Raw genomic sequence first — 19,608 nt, 5'->3', positions numbered from 1 at the left:
GAATAGCCCCATGTCTAGCGTTACCCTACGCCCTGTCACCGCCCAGGATCACGCCGCCTGGCACGCCCTGTGGCAGGCTTACTTGCACTTCTACGAAACCGAGTTGGCCGATGAAGTCAGCCTGAGCACCTGGCAGCGCCTGCTCGACCCCAGTGAGCCAACCCATTCGGCATTGGCCTGGGTCGATGGCAAGGCGGTGGGGATGGTCAACTTCATCTACCATCGCTCCAACTGGAGCATCGAGAATGCCTGCTACCTGCAGGACCTGTACGTGGACAGCACCCAGCGTGGCCTTGGCATTGGTCGGCAGTTGATCGAGCACGTCTACGCCACTGCCAAGGCCGACAACTGCATCAAAGTGCACTGGCTGACCCACGAAACCAACGCCACCGCCATCAGCCTGTATCAGCAGGTTGCCGAGCGCTCGGGCTTCATCCAATTCCGCAAAGGCTTGTAGGCCGAACATGACTGACGCATTGAACTGGAAACCCGCCGCAACGCCCAAGGCCGAGCCCATCGAAGGCCGCTTCATCCGCCTGGAAAAGCTCGAACCAGCACGCCATGGCGACGACCTGTGGGAGGTGCTGCAAGGGCCGGCCTCCGACCCGGTGCTGTGGGACTACCTACCCTACGGCCCGTTCCCTGAGCGTGCCGCCTTCGACCGCTGGCTGGAAGGCAACGCCGCAGGCCACGACCCGCTGTACTACACCGTCATCGACCGCGCCAGCGGCCAGGCCCAGGGCGTGCTGACGCTGATGTCGATCGTGCCCGACCACGGCCGCATCGAGATCGGCCACATCGCCTTCGGCGCCCCTATGCAGCGCACGCCGAAGAGCACCGAGGCCGTCTATCTGCTGGCCAAGCTAGGCTTCGAACTGGGTAACCGCCGGCTGGAGTGGAAGTGCAACAACGCCAACGCCCGCTCAAAGCGTGCAGCGGAGCGTTTTGGCTTCACCTACGAAGGGGTTTTCCGCAAACACCTGGTGGTGAAGGACCACAACCGCGATACGGCCTGGTATTCGATTACCGATGATGAATGGCCGGCGGTGGCTGCCGGGTTCGAGCGGTGGTTGGAGGAAGATAATCAGCAGCCAGGCGGGCAGCGACAAACATTGGAAGCGTGCCGCAAAGGTTGATTTTTGTATTGGCTTGCCGGCGACATGGCCATCAAATGCAGCACAAAAAAAAGGGGAGCATCCGCTCCCCAGAGGTAAACCGCTTGTGGATGAGGGCCTAATCAGCCCTCGATCTCGATCAGGATTTCACCCGGCGTCACGCGATCGCCCTTGGCCACATGGATGGCCACGACCTTGCCGGCGATGGCTGCCTGCACTTCGGTCTCCATCTTCATGGCTTCGGTGATCAGCACGGCCTGGCCAGCCTTGACCATGTCGCCCTCCTTGACCAGCACATCGACGATGTTGCCTGGCATGGTGGTGCTGACGTGGCCAGGGTCGGTGGCTTGCTTGCGCTTGCTGCCGCCGCCGCCGACGAACTCGTTGAGTGGCTCGAACACCACTTCTTCCGGCATGCCGTCGATGGACAGGTAGAAGTGGCGCTTGCCTTCGGCCTTCACGCCCACACCGGTGATGTCGACGCGGTAGGTTTCGCCGTGCACGTCGATGACGAACTCGGTCGGTACGCCCTCACCGCCCGGGGCAGCCACGGCGCCGGCTTCCGGAATTGGCAGCAGGGCTTCGGGCGTCAGGGTGCCGGCTTCGCGTTCTTCGAGGAACTTGCGGCCGATGTCCGGGAACATGGCGAAGGTCAGCACGTCTTCTTCGCAACGGGCCAAGGCACCGATGTCGCCACGCAGCTTGGCCATCTCAGGCTTCAGCAGGTCGGCCGGGCGCACGTCGATCACTTCTTCGCTGCCGATCGCCTGGCGGCGCAGCTGCTCGTTGACCACGCCTGGCGCCTTGCCGTAACCGCCTTGCAGGTACAGCTTCACCTCGTTGGTGATGGTCTTGTAGCGCTCACCGGCGAGCACGTTGAAGAACGCCTGGGTGCCGACGATCTGCGAGGTCGGCGTCACCAGCGGCGGGAAACCGAGGTCTTCACGCACACGCGGGATTTCGGCCAGCACTTCGTTCATGCGGTTGAGAGCGCCCTGCTCTTTCAACTGGTTGGCCAGGTTGGAAATCATGCCGCCCGGCACCTGGTTGACCTGCACGCGGGTGTCCACGGCGGTGAACTCGCTTTCAAACTGGTGGTACTTCTTGCGCACGGCGTAGAAGTACAGGCCGATTTCCTGCAACAGCTCCAGGTCCAGGCCAGTGTCGAATTCGCTGCCCTTGAGCGCGGCAACCATCGACTCGGTACCCGGGTGGCTGGTGCCCCAGGCGAAGCTGGAAATGGCGGTGTCGATGTGGTCGGCGCCGTTTTCCACAGCCTTGAGCTGGCACATGGCAGCCAGGCCGGCAGTATCGTGGGAGTGGATGAACACCGGCAGCGACTGCTCGGCCTTCAGCGCCTTGACCAGCTCGCCAGTGGCGAACGGGGTCAGCAGGCCGGCCATGTCCTTGATCGCCACCGAGTCGCAACCCATGGCTTCCATCTGCTTGGCCTGGTTCACGAAGGCTTCGATGGTGTGCACGGGGCTGGTGGTGTAGGCGATGGTGCCCTGGGCGTGCTTGCCGGCGGCCTTGACCGCTTCGATGGCCACGCGCAGGTTACGCACGTCGTTCATGGCGTCGAAAATACGGAAAACATCGATGCCGTTGACGGCTGCCTTGGCGACGAAGGCCTTGACCACGTCGTCGCTGTAGTGGCGGTAGCCCAGCAGGTTCTGGCCGCGCAGCAGCATTTGCAGGCGGGTGTTGGGCAGCGCTGCGCGCAGTTTGCGCAGGCGCTCCCACGGGTCTTCCTTGAGGAAGCGCACGCAAGCGTCAAAGGTGGCGCCACCCCAGACTTCCAGCGACCAGTAGCCGACCTTGTCGAGCTTGTCGCAGATCGGCAGCATGTCTTCGGTACGCATGCGGGTGGCCAGCAGGGACTGGTGGGCGTCGCGCAGGATCGTGTCGGTTACGTGAATTTTCTTGGACATTATGGGGTTCCTCACAGGCCTGCGTGGGCGGCGATGGCGGCGGCGATGGCCAGGGCCAGCTCTTCGGGTTTGCGCTTGATCGAGTAGTTGGTCAGTTCAGGGTGGCTTTCGACGAAGCTGGTATTGAACTGGCCGCTACGGAATTCCGGATTGCGCAGGATTTCCTGGTAGTACGCGGCGGTGGTCTTCACCCCTTGCACACGCATGTCGTCCAGGGCCCGCAGGCCGCGGTCCATGGCTTCTTCCCAGGTCAACGCCCACACCACCAACTTCAGGCACATGGAGTCGTAGAACGGTGGAATGGTGTAACCGGTGTAGATCGCCGTGTCGGTGCGCACGCCCGGGCCGCCGGGGGCGTAGTAACGGGTGATCTTGCCGAAACTTGGCAGGAAGTTGTTCTTCGGGTCTTCGGCGTTGATACGGAACTGCAGTGCGTAACCGCGGTGCTGAATGTCTTCTTGCTTGACCGACAGCGGCAGGCCCGAGGCAATGCGGATCTGTTCACGGACGATGTCGATACCGGTGATTTCCTCGGTGATGGTGTGCTCCACCTGCACCCGGGTGTTCATTTCCATGAAGTACACCTCGCCATCGGCGAGCAAAAACTCCACGGTACCGGCGTTCTCGTAGTTCACCGCCTTGGCCGCTCGCACCGCCAGGTCGCCGATATAGGCGCGCTGCTCGGGCGTGAGCTGTGGGCTTGGGGCGATTTCGATGAGCTTCTGGTTACGGCGCTGGATCGAGCAATCGCGCTCGAACAGGTGCACCACGTTGCCAAAGCTGTCACCGAGGATCTGCGCCTCGATGTGCTTGGGGTTGACGATGCACTTTTCCAGGAACACTTCGGCCGAACCAAAGGCCTTGGTGGCCTCGGAAATCACCCGAGGGAAGTTCTGTTCCAGTTCTTCGCGGCTGTTGCAACGGCGAATACCACGGCCGCCACCACCGGAGGTGGCCTTGAGCATCACCGGATAACCGATGCGGTCACCTTCGCTCAGGGCTTCATGGATATCGGCAACGTTGCCTTCGGTGCCCGGGGTTACCGGCACACCGGCGGCGATCATGGTACGGCGCGCTTCGGTCTTGTCGCCCATGCGGCGAATCACGTCGGCGGCCGGGCCGATGAACTTGATCCCGCGCTCGGCGCAGATCTCTGCCAGTTCAGCGTTTTCCGACAGGAAACCATAGCCCGGGTGCAGGGCATCACAGCCGGTTTCCACAGCCAGGTTCACCAGCTTGCGCGGGTTCAGGTAGCCGGCCAGCGGCTCGGCACCGATGCTGTGGGCTTCGTCGGCGCGCTTGACGTGCAAGGCATGCCGGTCGGCGTCGGAATAGATCGCTACCGAGCGAATGCCCATCTCGGCGCAGGCACGCACGATCCGAACTGCGATTTCACCTCGGTTGGCGATCAGGATTTTTTTTATCACTGGAGTCTTCCCAAAGCCGTAGGAACAGTCGAGCCGGTTCTACCGGTCGGCGCGTGACCAGACGTCGCTGGCCAGTCGCATATTCACCCTAGCGCTGTAGGTCGATAAACAAAAATCAATATTTGTTAGAGGCTGTATTAGCAAAAGCTTATAGTGCGGTAACAAGGTGTTGCCGAAGGCGAGACAGAAAATGCGTAAGTCCTTGATGCGTATGACTTTGCGTCAATTGCAGATCTTCAATGAGGTGTGCGATTTACGCTCATACAGCCGTGCGGCGGAAGAGATGTCGCTGACGCAACCCGCCGTTAGTCTACAGATCCGCCAGCTTGAAGAGCTGATCGGCCAACCGCTGTTCGAGTACGTGGGCAAGAAGCTCTACCTGACCGAAGCGGCCGAAGCCCTGCAACGCGCCAGCCACGATATTTTCGGGCGCCTGGAGAGCCTGGACATGCAGCTGTCGGACATGCAGGGTTCATTGCAGGGGCAATTGAAGCTGGCCATCGAGTCCAGTGCCAAGTACTTCGTGCCACACCTGTTCGCCGCCTTCAAGCAACGTCACCCGGAGGTCAACCTGACGCTGACGGTGGTCAACCGCGCCCAGGCCATCCGCCGCCTTTCCGACAACCGCGACGACCTGATCATCATGTCGATGGTGCCCCAGGACATGGGCCTGGAGTTTCTGCCGTTTCTCAACAACCCGATCGTTGCCGTGGCGCCGCCCGAGCACCCGCTGTGCAAGCTGGAGCAGTTGCGCCTGCAGGACCTGGAGCCTCATACCCTGTTGGTCCGTGAACAAGGTTCGGGGACGCGCAAGGCTTGCGAAGAGTACTTCAAGGACAAACGCGTGCACTTCACCCAGACCCTGGAGGTAGCCTCGGCCGATGCCCAGCGCGAATGCGTGATCGCTGGCCTGGGAGTGGCCCTGCTGACCCGCCACGCGGTCAACCTGGAACTGGCCACCGGGGTGCTGAAGGAACTGCCGGTAGAGGAGCTGCCGCTATACCGCAGCTGGTGCGTGGTGCAGTCCAAGGCCAAGCGACAGTCGCCGGTGGCCTTGGCCTTTCTGGCATTCATCCGCAGCGAACGTGCGCTGATCAGCGCGCTTGTTGAGCGTTTTTCGGGGAAGTTGCCGCCGACGCCCGCCATACCGTGAGTTCTTGCAACTCGGGGTAGTCCACCAGGTCGCGGAGCAGTTGACGTTGGTCGCAATAGCTTTCGATCGCGCGGCGGTATTCCATGCGGCGCTGATCCTTTTCCTGCTGCTTGCGAGCCTTGGCGTTGGGTTGGTACGTACCGTCGAAGTCACGAGCCATTGCCTGTCTCCCAGATAGGATGCGGGAGTTTCAGACTGGCCTGGATGGTTTACGGTTTGGCTGTGGAATGGTGACAAAACAGTGAAATTTGTTGCGTCTGTAACGGCCTCTTCGCGGGCAAGCCCGCTCCCACAGGATACTTGCCAGCCTCAAGGGCAGTGCAGTACCTGTGGGAGCGGGCTTGCCCGCGAAGAGGCCAGTACAGGTTGAATTCAGTCGTCTGTAGCCTTGATCGACTTGGGCGACAAACGCAGGCTGCGCAAGCTGCGCTTGACGCTTTTCAGGTGGTTGACCAGGCTCGGCCCACGCGCCATGGCCACACCCATGGCCAGTACGTCGATCACCACCAAATGGGCAATACGCGAGGTCAGCGGGGTATAGATTTCGGTGTCCTCATGCACGTCGATCGCCAGGTTGACCGTGGACAACTCGGCAAGCGGCGTCTGGCTTGGGCACAGGGTAATCAGGTTGGCGCCGCTCTCACGCACCAGGTTGGCGGTGATCAGCAGGTCCTTGGAGCGCCCCGACTGGGAAATACACACCGCCACATCACCCGGCTTCAGGGTAACCGCCGACATCGCCTGCATGTGCGGGTCGGAATAAGCAGCGGCACTGAGCAGCAGGCGGAAGAACTTGTGCTGGGCATCGGCCGCCACCGCACCGGAGGCACCAAAGCCATAGAACTCAACACGCTGTGCCTGGGCCATGGCACTCACGGCCTGCTGCAGGGCCTGCGGGTCGAGGTGCTCGCGCACTTCCATCAGGGTGTGCAGGGTGGTATCGAAGATTTTCAGGCTGTAGTCGGCGACAGAGTCGTCTTCATGGATGGCGAACTGGCCGAAACTGGCCCCGGCGGCCAGGCTCTGCGCCAGCTTCAGCTTCAGGTCCTGGAAGCCCGAACAACCGATCGCCCGGCAGAAGCGCACGATGGTCGGTTCGCTGATGCCCACACTGTGCGCCAGATCGGCCATGGAGCTGTGCATGACGGCAGCCGGGTCGAGCAGCACGTGGTCGGCCACTTTGAGTTCCGATTTGCGCAGCAGGTGGCGCGATTGGGCGATATGTTGCAACAGATTCACAGGCTGGACTCGGTTATGATCGGCTGGCCGGGTTGTAGCTTTCTTGTAGTTATACTACATGGACGCCAACCCGCCCAGTTAAACGAACGTGGAGAGTGGCGGTTTGACTATTCCTTGCGACATTCTGGTGTTCGGTGGCACCGGCGACCTGGCCCTGCACAAACTGCTTCCGGCGCTCTACCACTTGTATCGCGAGGCGCGTCTGAACAATGCCGTACGCATCATTGCCCTCGCCCGCCGCAACCTCAGCCGTAACGAGTATCTCAAGCTCGCAGAACGCCACTGCCGGGCGCAGATTGCCCGCACCGACTTCGACGAAGAGGTATGGCAACGCTTTGCCGCGCGCCTCGACTACTTCCCCATGGACGCCTCGCAAAGTGCCGACTTCGGCCGCCTGGCGCGCTACCTCGGCGAACCTGGTGGGCTGACCCGCATCTTCTACCTGGCCACCGCCCCCACCCTGTTCGTGCCAATCGCCAACCACTTGCGTATCGCAGGGCTGGCCGACAGCGAGGCGCGCATCGTGCTGGAAAAGCCGATCGGCCATTCGCAACAATCGGCCACCGCCATCAACGAAGCGATCGGCGCAGTGTTCGAAGAGTCCCAGGTGTTTCGGATCGATCACTACCTGGGCAAGGAAACCGTGCAAAACCTCATGGCGCTGCGCTTTGCCAACGCCCTGCTAGAACCTGTGTGGCGCAACGGCCAGGTCGACCATGTGCAGATCAGCGTCTGCGAAACCCTCGGTGTAGAGAACCGCGGAGGTTACTACGATCACGCCGGAGCCACCCGCGACATGCTCCAGAACCACTTGCTGCAGCTGTTGTGCCTGGTGGCCATGGAACCTCCAGCACAGTTCGAGGCCGAGGCCGTGCGCGACGAGAAAGTGAAGGTTCTGCGTGCCCTCAAACCCATGACTGGCCAGGACGTGCAGGACAAGACCGTGCGCGGCCAGTACGGTGCCGGCTACATTGGCGGCCAGGAAGTGCCGGCCTACTACTTCGAAAAGGATGTGGACAACGACAGCGACACCGAAACCTTCGTGGCTGTCCAGGCGCACGTCGACAACTGGCGCTGGGCTGGCGTGCCGTTCTACCTGCGCACCGGCAAGCGCATGGCCCGGCGCTCCTCGCAGATCGTCATCCAGTTCAAGCCTGTGCCCCATGAGCTGTTCAGCGGCGGCCAGGTCAACCAGCTGCTGATCCAACTGCAACCGGACGAACGCATCAGCCTGCGCATGATGACCAAAAGCCCCGGCAAGGGCATGCGGCTGGAGCCGGTAGACCTGGACCTCAACCTGGCCCAGGTGTTCGGCCAGACCCGTCGCTGGGGCGCTTACGAACGCCTGTTGCTGGATATCCTGGAGGGCGACTCGACGCTGTTCATGCGGCGAGATGAAGTGGAAGCAGCTTGGGCGTGGGTCGACCCGATCATCAAGGGCTGGGAAGAGCACTTCCAGGCGCCACGCCACTACCCGGCGGGTAACAACGGCCCGGAGCAGGCCAACAGCCTGCTGGCCCGGCATGGCAGGCATTGGCACAGCTGAAACGCTTCGCTCTGCAATGCAGGCATACGCTGCAAGCACTCTGTCAGTCGAGAGGTGCATCCCGCCCTTCCCAAGACAGGAGTTTCTCAATGATCATCGAATGCAAAGACTGGCATGCCCAGCACGACAAGATGCCGCCGGGCAGCCACTTGCGCGTGCAGGGTGCCGTAACCGTGAGCCACCCAGGCATTGTGCCGGTACTGGTCAAACGTGCCACGCAAGACAGGTCCATGGGCGTGGCCCTGGAGCTTGAACTGCAGCAACAAGACGGCAGCTTCCTGCAAGTCGCCTGCGACAAGGAAGTGCTCTTCGAAACGCATGAAGTGCACGACTCGATCACGAAAGTGGATATTTTCCATGACGGCCAACTGATCGCTTGCATCACCGACATCGTCGAAACCCATTGATGTAGACGGGACGGCCACTGCAGGCGCATGTCTTGCGGTGGCCGCTTTGCATGCACTGAGGGGTGAATATTCATACAGTGCCATTTACCCGTCCCCTGCTGCGCCCTAGAATGGCCCGATGCACACAGATGACCTCTCCCTCCTGCTGAATTCCCTCAACGATGCCCAACGCCAGGCCGTAGCGGCCACGCTCGGGCGTCAACTGGTGCTTGCCGGCGCCGGTTCCGGTAAAACCCGCGTGCTGGTGCACCGCATCGCCTGGCTGATCCAGGTAGAGCAGGCCTCGCCGCATTCGATCCTGTCGGTGACCTTCACCAACAAGGCTGCAGCAGAAATGCGCCAGCGGATCGAGCAACTGCTGGGGATCAACCCGGCGGGCATGTGGGTAGGCACTTTCCACGGCCTGGCCCATCGCCTGCTGCGGGCCCACTGGCAGGAAGCACGGTTGGTGCAGAACTTCCAGATCCTCGACAGCGACGACCAGCAACGCCTGATCAAGCGGGTGATGCGCGAGCTGGGGCTGGACGAGCAGAAGTGGCCGGCACGCCAGGCCCAATGGTTCATCAACGGGCAAAAGGACGAGGGCCTGCGCCCACAGCATATCCAGGCCGGTGGCGACCTGTTCCTGGCGACCATGCGCGAGGTCTATACCGCCTACGAGCAAGCCTGCGAGCGCGCCGGGGTCATCGACTTTTCCGAGCTGCTGCTGCGCGCTCTGGACCTGTGGCGCGACCACCCAGGCCTGCTGGAGCACTACCAGCGGCGCTTCCGCCACGTGCTGGTGGACGAATTCCAGGATACCAACGCCGTGCAGTACGCCTGGCTGCGCCTGTTGGCGCGCGGTGGCGACAGCCTGATGGCGGTAGGCGATGACGACCAGTCGATCTACGGCTGGCGTGGCGCCAAGATCGAGAATATTCACCAGTACACCGCCGACTTCCCCGACGCCGAAATGATCCGCCTGGAGCAGAACTACCGCTCCACCGGCGGCATCCTCAAGGCCGCCAACGCCCTGATCGCCAACAACAGCGGCCGCCTGGGCAAAGAGCTGTGGACCGACATGGGCGAAGGCGAACCACTGACCCTGTACGCGGCCTACAACGAGCACGACGAAGCGCGCTACGTGGTGGAAACCATCGAAAGCCTGGTCAAGCAGGGCAATGCGCGTAACGAAATCGCCATCCTGTACCGTTCCAACGCCCAGTCGCGGGTGCTGGAAGAGGCCCTGCTGCGCGAGCGCATCCCCTACCGGATCTATGGCGGCCAGCGCTTCTTCGAACGCGCAGAAATCAAGAACGCCATGGCTTACTTGCGGCTGATCGAAGGGCGCGGCAACGATGCCGCCCTGGAGCGGGTGATCAACGTACCACCGCGCGGTATTGGCGAAAAAACCGTCGAAGCCATCCGCGAGCACGCCCGCCACAGCCAGCTGTCGATGTGGGAAGCCATGTGCCAGCTGCTCGCCGCCAAGGCCCTGAAGGGCCGCGCCGCCAGTGCCCTGGGGGCATTCATCGAGCTGATCGAGGGGCTGGCAGCCAAGGTCGTGGACATGCCGCTGCATACCATGACCCAGACCACCATCGAGCAGTCCGGGCTGATCATCTATCACCAGGAAGAAAAAGGTGAAAAGGGTCAGGCACGGGTAGAAAACCTTGAGGAACTGGTCAGCGCGGCGCGCAACTTCGAATCCACCGACGACGACGCCGACCTCTCGCCGCTGTCTGCGTTCCTGGGTCATGCTTCGCTCGAAGCGGGTGATACTCAGGCCGACGAGCATGAAGACAGCATCCAGCTGATGACCCTGCACAGCGCCAAAGGCCTGGAGTTCCCGTATGTGTTCCTGGTGGGCATGGAAGAAGGCCTGTTCCCGCACAAGATGAGCCTGGAAGAACCTGGCCGCCTGGAAGAGGAACGGCGCCTGGCCTATGTGGGCATCACCCGCGCCATGCGCCAATTGGTCATGACCTACGCCGAAACACGTCGCTTGTACGGCAGCGAGACCTACAACAAGGTGTCGCGTTTCGTGCGCGAAATTCCGCCAGGCCTGGTTCAGGAAGTACGCCTGTCCAACAGCGTCAGCCGCCCATTCGGCGGGACCAAGACCGCCACCAACAGCAACCTGTTCGCCAATGCCAGTATTCCGCAGACCGCGTTCAACCTTGGCCAGCGTGTACAGCATGCGGTGTTTGGCGAAGGCGTTATCCTCAACTTCGAGGGCTCTGGTGCACAGGCGCGGGTGCAAGTGAACTTTGCCGAAGGCAGTAAGTGGCTGATGCTGGGGTATGCCAAGCTCGAGGCCATCTGAATGTTACAAGGCCGCCCTGTAGGAGCGGCCTTGTAACATTCAGGCAAAAGCTCGAAACACTATGTCGCTGGTCATGTGCCCGGGAACCTGTGCACCATGGCGCGCGTGCAATCCACAATAGGGGATATCCCACTTATGCAACGTTTTCTTAGCATCGCACTGGCGCTCTGCGTCGGCCTGACGCTGAGCCTGGACGCCAATGCCAAGCGTTTCGGCGGCGGCAAGAGCTCGGGCTCCGCGCCTATCCACCAGACCCGCCAGGCTACGCCAACCACGCCTGCCGCCGCGCCGACCGCTCCTGGTCGTGCAGCCCCGGCCGCCAGCGGTGCTTCGCGCTGGTTGGGCCCACTGGCCGGTCTGGCCGCGGGTGGCCTGCTGGCTTCCATGTTCATGGGCGACGGTTTCGAAGGCTTCCAGATCATGGACTTCCTGATCGTGGCGCTCATCGCCTTCCTGGTGTTCCGCTTCATCGCCGCGCGCCGCCGCCAGCAGCAGCCGCAAATGGCCATGCCAGGCCATGCGCCGATGCAGCGTGAGGCTCACGCCCAGCCTGCCCAGCCGTCGATCTTCGGTGGTTCGGCCGCACCTGCTGCCGCAGCCGCCCCGGTGATCAATGCCCCGGCATGGTTCAACGAGCAGAACTTCCTGGCTGCCGCCCGTAACCATTTCCAGTCGCTGCAGCAGCACTGGGATGCCAACGAAATGGACAAGATCGCCGAATTCGTTACCCCGCAAATGCTGGAGTTCCTCAAGCGTGAGCGTGCAGAGCTGGGTGATGGCTTCCAGTCCACTTACATCGATAACCTTGATGTGCAGCTGGACGGCCTCGACGACCGCTCCGACCGCACCGACGCCACCCTGACCTTCCGTGGCGTGTCGAAGAACTCGCGCTTCGACCAGGGTGAAGTGTTCAGCGAAAGCTGGCACATGGTTCGCGCCCAGGGCGAAAACCAGCCTTGGCTGGTGGCCGGTATCCGTCAAAACGGCTAACTGCTGCGTGCTGCATGAAAACCCCGGGCCTGTCCCGGGGTTTTTGCTTTTGCCACAGTGGCCTACTAGGGTATAACGCGCAGCGTTGTCATCTAGGTCAGAGGAAGTGAACCGTGGAAGAAGTGATCGAACAACTCCGTGAAGCCAATGAGCCGGTACCAGTGCCCTTGGAGCTTCCCGACGAGGACCAGTTGGTAGAGATCGAAGAACAGTTGTTCATCAATATTCCATTCGTGTTCAAAGAATTTCTGCTGACCGTGAGTGATGTGGTTTATGGCTCCCTTGAGCCCGTCACTTGTACCGACCCACAGTCGCACACCTACCTGCCAGAAGTGGCCGCGAACGCTTGGGATGCCGGTGTACCGCGCGAGCTGATCCCTCTGTGCCAGGACGGCGACAACTACTACTGCGTCGAAGAAGATGGCACCGTGGTGCTGTGGGATGCCGAAGAGGAACTTGTCGGCGAAGACAGCTGGGAATCGGTGTGGCACTGGGCGCGGGATGTTTGGCTCGAGAGCTGAAATAACCACAGGAATATTTATGGCCTAGTGCCATCAGTGTAGTTAAAATCGCCAGGCTTTCTGCGCCTGGCGACATCGCTACCGGTCCATCCCCTCGGACGGCGGTGAAATCTTGCGCAGGGAGCATTACCCCTCAGTGCGAGTTCTCGCGACTGTTCTCCAGCGTCTCCAGCAAGGCAATCTGCATACGCGTGTGCACGCGGATAAACCAGCGCCACAACAACGCCACCACCACTGCAGCGACTACGGCAATTACCAGCAGCAATTCGCTGGTCGGCAGAATGCTCGCCGACAATGCCGACAGCAGCAGGAAGATCACCAGCAGTGACAGCAGCGGGATCACTTCAGCGATCACACGGCGTACGCGCTGGGTATGCCGCCCGGCCATTTCCGGCTTCACGCCCATCTCTGCCAGCAACATCGAAAGTGCCTTGAGCTTGCGGTAGGCGGCGATGAGGAACGGCAGCGACAGCAACAATGCTGCGCCCCAGATCACCGCCTTCTGCTGGCTTGCATCGCTGACCCACTCACTGAGCCAGTTGCCGATTCGCCCTGCGAAGTAACCACCACTGAAGAAGATCGCGATCACCAGCGCCAGGTTTACCCCCACCTGCAACAGGATGCGCCGAATCATGGCGGCCAGCATGGCACTCTCGCCCTGCGGCTGGATGTTGCGCAGCCACTCGCCATACAACGACAGCACCCGCGCCAGGCGACTGGGCACTACATTGCCCAGCTTCTGCGACAGCGGGTCAGCCGCACGGATCAGGTAGGGTGTCAGCAACGTGGTGATTGCCGATACCGCGACAGCCACCGGGTAAAGGAAGTCACTGGTCACCTGCAGGGTCATGCCCAGCGCAGCGATGATGAAGGAGAACTCGCCAATCTGCGAAAGCCCCATGCCCACGCGCAACGACGTGCGCCCATCGTTGCCGGCAATGAATGCCCCCATGCCACAAGACAGCATCTTGCCAAGTACCACCGCCAAGGTGATGACCACGATCGGCCAGGCGTAGTCGATCAATACCTGAGGGTCGATCATCAGGCCAATGGCGACGAAGAATATGGCGCTGAACAGGTCGCGTACAGGCTCGATCAGGCGTTCTATCTTCAGCAACTGGCGCGATTCAGCCATGATCGCGCCAATCAGGAAGGCGCCAAGTACCATGCTGTACTCCAGCTTCACCACCAGCAGGCAGAAACCGAAACACAGGCCCAGCACGGTAATCAGCAACATCTCGTTGCTTTCGAACTTGGCGACATAGGCCAGCAGCCGCGGCACCAGCAAAATACCGATGACCAAGGCGACGATCATGAACAGCGACAGCTTGCCGACGGTGGAGAACACCTCGCCCGAGCTGACCGTACCGCTGACCGCGATGCCCGACAGCAGGGCAATGATGCCGATGCCAAGGATGTCCTCGACGATCAGCACGCCGAAAATCAGCTGGGCAAAGCGCTCGTTCTTCATCTTCAAGTCGTTGAGCGCCTTGACGATGATGGTGGTCGAGGAAATGGCCAGGATGGCGCCGAGGAACAATGAATCCATGGTGTTCCACCCGAACCAGCGACCGATCTCGAAGCCGATCCAGATCATCAGCACGATTTCCAGGAAGGCTGCGATGAACGCTGTGGCACCCACCTTGAACAGCTTGCGCAGGCTGAACTCGAGCCCCAGGCAGAACATCAGGAAGATCACCCCCAGTTCAGCGAGGGTCTTGATGGTGTCTTCGTCATGGATAAGGCCGAACGGCGGGGTGTGCGGGCCAATGATGAAGCCCGCGACAATGTAGCCAAGCACCACCGGCTGCTTGAGGCGATGAAAAAGGATGGTGACCACGCCAGCGACCAGCATGATGACTGCCAGGTCCTGGATGAAGCTGATGGCATGCATGGCGTGATACTCCTTTTCTCGTCTTTTTCTGGATGCCTGGGCAGACCGCTCCTCTGCCAAGGCAAACCCGAGCGAGCAGCAAGTACATACTGTATTGAATGCCGGAACGCCCATGTTGCATGGGCGTACTCAGGTTAACACCGCACTCCGCCGCAAAAAGCCAGTGCAATATGCAGAAACAGATCGGCTGGAAAAGCGCTGCTGATGGCATGATCAGCGTGACGATGGCGCGTCAGCCAACGTCCCGTATCAGCAAGGCAAATTCAAAAGAGGGGAACAGCCGTGTCAGCAGATAACGCCCTCCATTCGCCCGATTCAGCGCAACCTCACCGTGAGCACACTATGGAACCTGGAAACGCCCAGCTGAGCATGACCGTCCTGATGACCCCGGACATGGCCAACTTTTCTGGCAACGTACATGGCGGCACCCTGCTCAAGTACCTCGACGAAGTGGCTTATGCATGCGCCAGCCGCTATGCCGGCAGTTATGTGGTGACCCTGTCGGTCGACCAAGTGATCTTCCGCGAACCCGTGCACGTGGGTGAGCTGGTGACCTTCCTGGCGTCGGTCAACTACACCGGCAACACCTCGATGGAGGTCGGCATCAAAGTGGTGACCGAGAACATCCGCGAGCGCTCGGTGCGCCACTCCAACAGCTGCTTCTTTACCATGGTCGCGGTCGACGACAACCGCCGCCCGGTACCCGTGCCACCGCGCCAGCCGCACAGCAGCGAAGAAAAGCGCCGCTTCCTGCAAGGCCAGCAGCGCCGCCAGATCCGCCAGGAGCTGGAAAAGCGCTACCAGGACCTGAAAACCGACGCGATTTAAAGCGCCAGCAATTGCGCCTCGAAGCGCACACGCGGATGCGCAATGCGGTCCTGGGCCCGCACCAGCTGCAGTTCGTAGCTGGCGCAGGCCTGGGTTTCCAGCAGCACTTCATGCACTGCCGCCGCCGTGAATTCGAATGCCTGCACCCAGCTGTCGCCGAGCAGCACACGGGCCAGGAACAGGCCGGAGGTCAGGTCGCCTACCCCCACCGGCTGACGCGGAAACGCCAGCAGCGGGCGGCGCAAGTGCCAGCTGTGTTCGGCGGTCACCAACAGCATCTCGAACTGGTCCTCGGCACGTCCGGGGTAGCTCAGGTGCTTGACCAGCACCACTTTCGGCCCCCGCTGCAGCAAGCTGCGCGCCATGCTCACGCAATCCTTGAGCGACTGCGCACGGCGCCCACAGAAGCTGTCCAGCTCCAGCTGGTTGGGGCACAGGATATCCGCTCGGGCCGCCGCCTCGTCGAGCAGGAACTCACTGACTTCCGGCGGCACGATGCAGCCCTTCTCCGGGTGCCCCATGACCGGGTCGCACAGGTACAACGCCTTTGAGTTCACCGCCTTGATTCGCTCGACGCCGGCCAGGATCGCCCGCCCTTGTTCGGCACTGCCCAGGTAGCCGGAAAGCACCGCATCGCAGTGGCCGAGCTCGCCGATGTTGGAAATGCCTTCCACCAACGCAGGAATTTGCGCCGGGGCAAGCACTTCACCCGCCCACTGGCCATACTGTGTGTGATTGGAGAACTGCACGGTATTGAGCGGCCAGACATTGACCCCGATACGCTGCATGGGGAACACCGCGGCGCTGTTGCCGGCGTGGCCGAACACCACATGGGACTGAATGGCGAGCAGGTGCGGGGTACGTTTCATGCGGGTGGTTTCCAAAGCTGTTTCAAGAAATGTGCGCAGCGCAGTATGAACTCGATTGCCACCTGTACGACAGGCCAGGGACGCAGTTAAGCTGGATCTACCTGTTTGGAGCATATGCAAATGTTGACCCTGGAGAACCTCTTCGTCCTGATGCTGGTAGCCACGGCAGGCGCCTGGTTGTGGCACAACCATGGGTTGCGCGAGAAAGCCCTGGAACGGGTCAAACAGCATTGCGCCAAGCTCGACCTCGAGTTGCTCGATGACGCCGTCGCGCTCAAGCGCATCGCCTTTGTCCGTGATGCCAACGGCCGCAAGCGCCTGGCACGCATCTACGCCTTCGAGTTCACCGTTACGGGCGAGCAGCGCCACCCTGGTACCGTGACCCAATTCGGTGCCCACAGCGTGCAGATCGAACTGGCACCCTACCCGTTCGAGATCAAGACCCCACCGCGCGCCGACAATGTCATCGAAATGCAGCAATGGCGCCAGGAGCACAACCGCTGGCGCAACTGATCAGCTGACACGGCATTCGCTCAACCCGGCTTGCAAGGTGGGTTGCGATTGCGGTTGATCGAAAATCAGCTCGATACGGGTGTCCCTGCGCCAGTCGCTGGGCTGCCAGGCAGGCATGTCTCCATCCAGCCCATTGAATGACCACCAGCCGTCCGCGCTGTGGATAACTCCCTTGGCGCGTCGCCATGGCCAGGCACGCAAGAACGCCTTCAGCCGCTGTGGATAAAATTGTTGGCCGGGGTGCCAGCGCCAGCCAATACTCCAACCTCCCTCTCCCTGCTGGGCAAGACAGATCGGCTGACTGGCCTCTGTCCAGACTAGTGCTGGGGCGCTCTTAAGATTGTCGACAATCCTGTTTTCATCAAATGGGCTGTCAACAATCTGTGAAGAGGCTGCCGGCAGGTCTGATAATGGCAGCTGCCCTTGCACGGTCCAGAGGACTCTTTTATTAATAAACTTATTAGTTATCAAGAACTTATGATTTTCATCCACAACCTCTGATTTGTTGAAAACCACGCTTTCACAGGCGTCGAAAGCCCCCTGCTGGGCTTCCGGAAGGGGTTCGTTTCGCACCATGGCCAGGGCATCTACAACCATCAAAAGTGGCTGAATTGTCAGCACTCCTACCCAAGGCGCTTGCTGCAGTTGAGCCAGCAGCTGTAGCGGGTGACCGAGGCCGGATGGCTCGATAAACAGCCGGTCAGGCCGGGATTTGCGCAGCAGGCGTCCAAGGCCCACCTGGAACGGCATGCCGTTGACGCAGCACAGGCAGCCGCCTGCCACTTCGCCAATGGCGATGCCGTCTTCGTCACGGCTGAGCAAGGCGGCATCCAGGCCTACCAGGCCAAATTCATTGACCAATACCGCCCAGCGTTCATTGGCTGGGCGCTGGGCCAGCAGGTGGCGGATCAGGGTGGTCTTGCCGGCTCCCAGTGGGCCGGCGATTACGTGGGTGGGGATGTTCTGCAGCATCGGGGGGCTTCGGGCGGTGGTGATGACTCACTATGCGCCGTCAGGCTAACCAGTCAAGGCTGAGCAGCACGCGCCCCTGTTGCCCCGGGGGCGACCGATGCACCAGGCCCGCACCTTCGTTGCCCTGCCATTTCTCGCCTTTGAGTACCGCCACCTCGCCGGCTTGCAGACGCTGGATTTTATCCACAGGGGGCTGAGCTGTGCGTAACTCGGCACGCCGGCTATCCTGCTCTCGCAACCACTCGCTCCCTGGACCCACGTAGGTGGTTAACAGCCGCAACGGTACGTTATCCACATGAAAGCGCGGGCACATGGGATCTTCCAGTACCTGCAGGCGTAAACCGACCCGCTTTGCGCCAACCAGGCAGGTATAAGCTGCCAGCAACCAGTTCACATCGGCCACGAAGGCCTCATAGCCATGCAAATCCGCCGCTTCACGCAGCAGATCAGGTAAGACTGGCATCTGCCGCTCATCCACATCGATTACCCGCTGATCAGCCAGGGGTTGGCCAAGGCTTACAGCCAGTTCGGCAAAGTCCTCCAACTGTGCCGGCAAACGCCGGCGCCATACGGCCAGGTTTACGCCATCCTGCAGCACGTCGGTCAGCACTTGCGGGGTCTCGCCAAACACCTGAAAGATATCCACAGATGAATGTGCAGGGTTCATGCTGCCACCTCTTCATGCCACGGGCCAAACGGATCGGGAAGACGCAACCAGCCCATGTGGCCCAAGTCCATTTCTTGATCCGTCAACAGGCAAGCATCCAGGTCTGTGGATAATTTTTCGAAGTCGATATTCTGCCCGATGAACACCAACTCCTGACGGCAATCACCGGTCTCAGCAGTCCAGTGTTTCAAGATCTCGCTGGTGTTATCCACATCCTGCGGCCATTGCTCCTGTGGCACGAAGCGCCACCACCGGCCAGCCAGGCCATGGCGCATCATGCCGCCGGCTTGTGACCAGCTACCGGCTTCCTGGTATTTGCTGGCCAGCCAGAAAAAACCTTTGGAACGCAGCAGCCTTCCGTTACTCCAGTGGGTGTGGATAAAGTCAAAAAAGCGCTGTGGATGAAGCGGGCGCCGGGCCTGCCATGTCATGGCCGCGATACCGTACTCTTCGGTTTCCGGCACATGTTCACCGCGCAGCTCCTGCAGCCAGCCTGGTGCCTGGGCTGCCTGGTCGAAGTCGAACAGGCCGGTGTCCAGAATGCGCGCCAGCGGCACCTGGCCCATGACCATAGGTACGATCTGCGCCCGGGCGTTGAGGCTGCGCAAAATGGCGATCAGTTCTTCGCGCTCATGTTGGCTGATCAGGTCGATCTTGCTCAGCAGCAGCACATCGGCAAACTCGACCTGCTCGATCAGCAGGTCACTGATTGACCGCTCGTCTTCGTCGCCCAAGGTTTCACCACGGCTTGCCAGGCTATCAGCGGCCTGATAGTCGCGCAGGAAGTTCAGGCCATCGACTACGGTGACCATGGTATCCAGCCGCGCCATGTCGGACAGGCTGCGGCCCTGTTCGTCGCGGAAGGTGAAGGTCTCGGCCACCGGCAGTGGCTCCGAGATACCGGTGGACTCGATCAACAAGTAATCGAAACGGCCTTCTTCGGCCAGCCGCGCCACCTCCTCAAGCAGGTCCTCACGCAGGGTGCAGCAGATGCAGCCGTTGCTCATCTCCACCAGTTTCTCTTCGGCGCGGTTGAGGCTGACATTGCGCTGCACCTCGCTGGCGTCGATGTTGATTTCACTCATGTCATTGACGATGACCGCAACCCGCAGGTTGTCGCGGTTGCGCAGCACATAGTTGAGCAGTGTGCTCTTGCCGGCGCCCAGGAAGCCGGACAGCACGGTGACGGGGAGACGATTGGGCATGGCGAACCTCTTCAGGCAGACGCATT

At 61.1% G+C, this 19,608-nt stretch carries 19 protein-coding genes; 10 read left to right on the top strand and 9 right to left on the bottom strand.

The window, feature by feature from the left end; translation table 11 throughout:
* The first annotated feature begins 10 nt into the window (after positions 1-10).
* Together ACNFBR_RS18245 and ACNFBR_RS18240 are read left to right on the top strand one after the other, a co-directional pair.
* On the top strand, positions 11-457 hold the full coding sequence (locus ACNFBR_RS18245) for a GNAT family N-acetyltransferase (protein ID WP_416736196.1): 447 nt from the start codon (positions 11-13) through the stop codon (positions 455-457).
* A gap of 7 nt (positions 458-464) precedes the next feature.
* A complete protein-coding gene (locus ACNFBR_RS18240; protein WP_416736195.1) occupies positions 465-1,136 on the top strand; it encodes a GNAT family N-acetyltransferase in 672 nt (223 codons plus the stop codon).
* A gap of 101 nt (positions 1,137-1,237) precedes the next feature.
* Here ACNFBR_RS18240 and oadA read toward each other — a convergent pair whose 3' ends face one another.
* Positions 1,238-3,046, bottom strand: a complete 1,809-nt coding sequence (gene oadA, locus ACNFBR_RS18235) for a sodium-extruding oxaloacetate decarboxylase subunit alpha (RefSeq protein ID WP_416736194.1) — start codon at positions 3,044-3,046, stop codon at positions 1,238-1,240.
* Between the two features lie 11 nt (positions 3,047-3,057).
* Positions 3,058-4,473 (bottom strand): acetyl-CoA carboxylase biotin carboxylase subunit, encoded by a 1,416-nt coding sequence (locus tag ACNFBR_RS18230; protein WP_016712746.1) that lies wholly within the window; start codon positions 4,471-4,473, stop codon positions 3,058-3,060.
* A 190-nt stretch (positions 4,474-4,663) separates the two neighbouring features.
* On the opposite strand from ACNFBR_RS18230, the gene ACNFBR_RS18225 reads away from it, so the two are divergent.
* Positions 4,664-5,626: a LysR family transcriptional regulator gene (locus ACNFBR_RS18225; protein WP_416736193.1), complete on the top strand. Its 963-nt coding sequence runs from the start codon at positions 4,664-4,666 to the stop codon at positions 5,624-5,626.
* Here the strand turns inward: ACNFBR_RS18225 and ACNFBR_RS18220 are convergent.
* Both ACNFBR_RS18220 and hexR read right to left on the bottom strand, forming a co-directional pair.
* Positions 5,568-5,786 carry a PA3496 family putative envelope integrity protein gene (locus tag ACNFBR_RS18220; RefSeq protein ID WP_416736192.1) on the bottom strand — a complete coding sequence of 73 codons (219 nt, stop codon included), beginning with the start codon at positions 5,784-5,786 and terminating at the stop codon, positions 5,568-5,570. The genes ACNFBR_RS18225 and ACNFBR_RS18220 overlap by 59 nt on opposite strands.
* Before the next feature lie 212 nt (positions 5,787-5,998).
* On the bottom strand, positions 5,999-6,865 hold the full coding sequence (gene hexR / locus ACNFBR_RS18215) for a transcriptional regulator HexR (RefSeq protein ID WP_003253273.1): 867 nt from the start codon (positions 6,863-6,865) through the stop codon (positions 5,999-6,001).
* A gap of 103 nt (positions 6,866-6,968) precedes the next feature.
* Between hexR and zwf the strand changes: the two genes are divergently transcribed.
* The 5 genes from zwf to ACNFBR_RS18190 all read left to right on the top strand — a co-directional run bounded on the left by zwf (position 6,969) and on the right by ACNFBR_RS18190 (position 12,634).
* Entirely contained in the window at positions 6,969-8,411 is a 1,443-nt protein-coding gene (zwf, locus tag ACNFBR_RS18210; RefSeq protein ID WP_416736191.1) for a glucose-6-phosphate dehydrogenase, read from the top strand.
* Positions 8,412-8,500: 89 nt separating this feature from the next.
* A complete protein-coding gene (locus ACNFBR_RS18205) occupies positions 8,501-8,818 on the top strand; it encodes a hypothetical protein (protein ID WP_416736190.1) in 318 nt (105 codons plus the stop codon).
* A 118-nt stretch (positions 8,819-8,936) separates the two neighbouring features.
* Positions 8,937-11,123 carry a DNA helicase II gene (gene uvrD / locus ACNFBR_RS18200; protein WP_416736189.1) on the top strand — a complete coding sequence of 729 codons (2,187 nt, stop codon included), beginning with the start codon at positions 8,937-8,939 and terminating at the stop codon, positions 11,121-11,123.
* A 135-nt stretch (positions 11,124-11,258) separates the two neighbouring features.
* Positions 11,259-12,113: a Tim44 domain-containing protein gene (locus ACNFBR_RS18195; RefSeq protein ID WP_416736188.1), complete on the top strand. Its 855-nt coding sequence runs from the start codon at positions 11,259-11,261 to the stop codon at positions 12,111-12,113.
* A gap of 113 nt (positions 12,114-12,226) precedes the next feature.
* Complete coding sequence (locus ACNFBR_RS18190) at positions 12,227-12,634, top strand: SMI1/KNR4 family protein (RefSeq protein ID WP_060499707.1); 408 nt, start codon at positions 12,227-12,229, stop codon at positions 12,632-12,634.
* Positions 12,635-12,767: 133 nt separating this feature from the next.
* On the opposite strand, the gene ACNFBR_RS18185 is transcribed toward ACNFBR_RS18190, so the two are convergent.
* Entirely contained in the window at positions 12,768-14,528 is a 1,761-nt protein-coding gene (locus tag ACNFBR_RS18185; RefSeq protein WP_416736187.1) for a cation:proton antiporter, read from the bottom strand.
* A gap of 342 nt (positions 14,529-14,870) precedes the next feature.
* On the opposite strand from ACNFBR_RS18185, the gene ACNFBR_RS18180 reads away from it, so the two are divergent.
* Entirely contained in the window at positions 14,871-15,356 is a 486-nt protein-coding gene (locus ACNFBR_RS18180) for an acyl-CoA thioesterase (RefSeq protein ID WP_003253263.1), read from the top strand.
* On the opposite strand, the gene pdxY is transcribed toward ACNFBR_RS18180, so the two are convergent.
* Positions 15,353-16,225: a pyridoxal kinase PdxY gene (gene pdxY / locus ACNFBR_RS18175; RefSeq protein WP_416736186.1), complete on the bottom strand. Its 873-nt coding sequence runs from the start codon at positions 16,223-16,225 to the stop codon at positions 15,353-15,355. The two genes, ACNFBR_RS18180 and pdxY, sit on opposite strands and share 4 nt — an antisense overlap.
* A gap of 120 nt (positions 16,226-16,345) precedes the next feature.
* On the opposite strand from pdxY, the gene ACNFBR_RS18170 reads away from it, so the two are divergent.
* Positions 16,346-16,738, top strand: coding sequence for a DUF3301 domain-containing protein (locus tag ACNFBR_RS18170; protein ID WP_012274886.1), 393 nt, complete (start codon positions 16,346-16,348; stop codon positions 16,736-16,738).
* Here ACNFBR_RS18170 and ACNFBR_RS18165 read toward each other — a convergent pair whose 3' ends face one another.
* From ACNFBR_RS18165 to zigA, 3 genes are read right to left on the bottom strand one after another with little or no spacing between them, the layout of a single operon-like run.
* The gene (locus ACNFBR_RS18165) at positions 16,739-17,710 is read right to left on the bottom strand and encodes a CobW family GTP-binding protein (protein WP_416736185.1); all 972 of its coding nucleotides are present in this window, start codon (positions 17,708-17,710) and stop codon (positions 16,739-16,741) included.
* Positions 17,711-17,750: 40 nt separating this feature from the next.
* A complete protein-coding gene (locus ACNFBR_RS18160; protein ID WP_416736184.1) occupies positions 17,751-18,377 on the bottom strand; it encodes a DUF1826 domain-containing protein in 627 nt (208 codons plus the stop codon).
* On the bottom strand, positions 18,374-19,582 hold the full coding sequence (zigA, locus tag ACNFBR_RS18155) for a zinc metallochaperone GTPase ZigA (protein ID WP_416736183.1): 1,209 nt from the start codon (positions 19,580-19,582) through the stop codon (positions 18,374-18,376). The genes ACNFBR_RS18160 and zigA overlap by 4 nt, the downstream gene beginning before the upstream one ends.
* Between the last annotated feature and the right edge of the window lie 26 nt (positions 19,583-19,608).

The organism is Pseudomonas sp. NY11955 (assembly GCF_048068035.1).
Lineage (GTDB): Bacteria > Pseudomonadota > Gammaproteobacteria > Pseudomonadales > Pseudomonadaceae > Aquipseudomonas.
Note: the sequence above shows the minus strand (reverse complement) of the source record. Positions and strands in the feature narration are given on the sequence as shown.

Bases quoted from the DNA above. Each gene is read 5' to 3' on its own strand.
- ACNFBR_RS18245 (WP_416736196.1), top strand. From the start codon at position 11: ATGTCTAGCGTTACCCTACGCCCTGTCACCGCCCAGGATCACGCCGCC.
- ACNFBR_RS18240 (WP_416736195.1), top strand. From the start codon at position 465: ATGACTGACGCATTGAACTGGAAACCCGCCGCAACGCCCAAGGCCGAG.
- oadA (WP_416736194.1), bottom strand. From the start codon at position 3,046: ATGTCCAAGAAAATTCACGTAACCGACACGATCCTGCGCGACGCCCAC.
- ACNFBR_RS18225 (WP_416736193.1), top strand. From the start codon at position 4,664: ATGCGTAAGTCCTTGATGCGTATGACTTTGCGTCAATTGCAGATCTTC.
- ACNFBR_RS18220 (WP_416736192.1), bottom strand. From the start codon at position 5,786: ATGGCTCGTGACTTCGACGGTACGTACCAACCCAACGCCAAGGCTCGC.
- ACNFBR_RS18205 (WP_416736190.1), top strand. From the start codon at position 8,501: ATGATCATCGAATGCAAAGACTGGCATGCCCAGCACGACAAGATGCCG.
- uvrD (WP_416736189.1), top strand. From the start codon at position 8,937: ATGCACACAGATGACCTCTCCCTCCTGCTGAATTCCCTCAACGATGCC.
- ACNFBR_RS18195 (WP_416736188.1), top strand. From the start codon at position 11,259: ATGCAACGTTTTCTTAGCATCGCACTGGCGCTCTGCGTCGGCCTGACG.
- ACNFBR_RS18185 (WP_416736187.1), bottom strand. From the start codon at position 14,528: ATGCATGCCATCAGCTTCATCCAGGACCTGGCAGTCATCATGCTGGTC.
- ACNFBR_RS18180 (WP_003253263.1), top strand. From the start codon at position 14,871: ATGGAACCTGGAAACGCCCAGCTGAGCATGACCGTCCTGATGACCCCG.
- pdxY (WP_416736186.1), bottom strand. From the start codon at position 16,225: ATGAAACGTACCCCGCACCTGCTCGCCATTCAGTCCCATGTGGTGTTC.
- ACNFBR_RS18170 (WP_012274886.1), top strand. From the start codon at position 16,346: ATGTTGACCCTGGAGAACCTCTTCGTCCTGATGCTGGTAGCCACGGCA.
- ACNFBR_RS18165 (WP_416736185.1), bottom strand. From the start codon at position 17,710: ATGCTGCAGAACATCCCCACCCACGTAATCGCCGGCCCACTGGGAGCC.
- ACNFBR_RS18160 (WP_416736184.1), bottom strand. From the start codon at position 18,377: ATGAACCCTGCACATTCATCTGTGGATATCTTTCAGGTGTTTGGCGAG.
- zigA (WP_416736183.1), bottom strand. From the start codon at position 19,582: ATGCCCAATCGTCTCCCCGTCACCGTGCTGTCCGGCTTCCTGGGCGCC.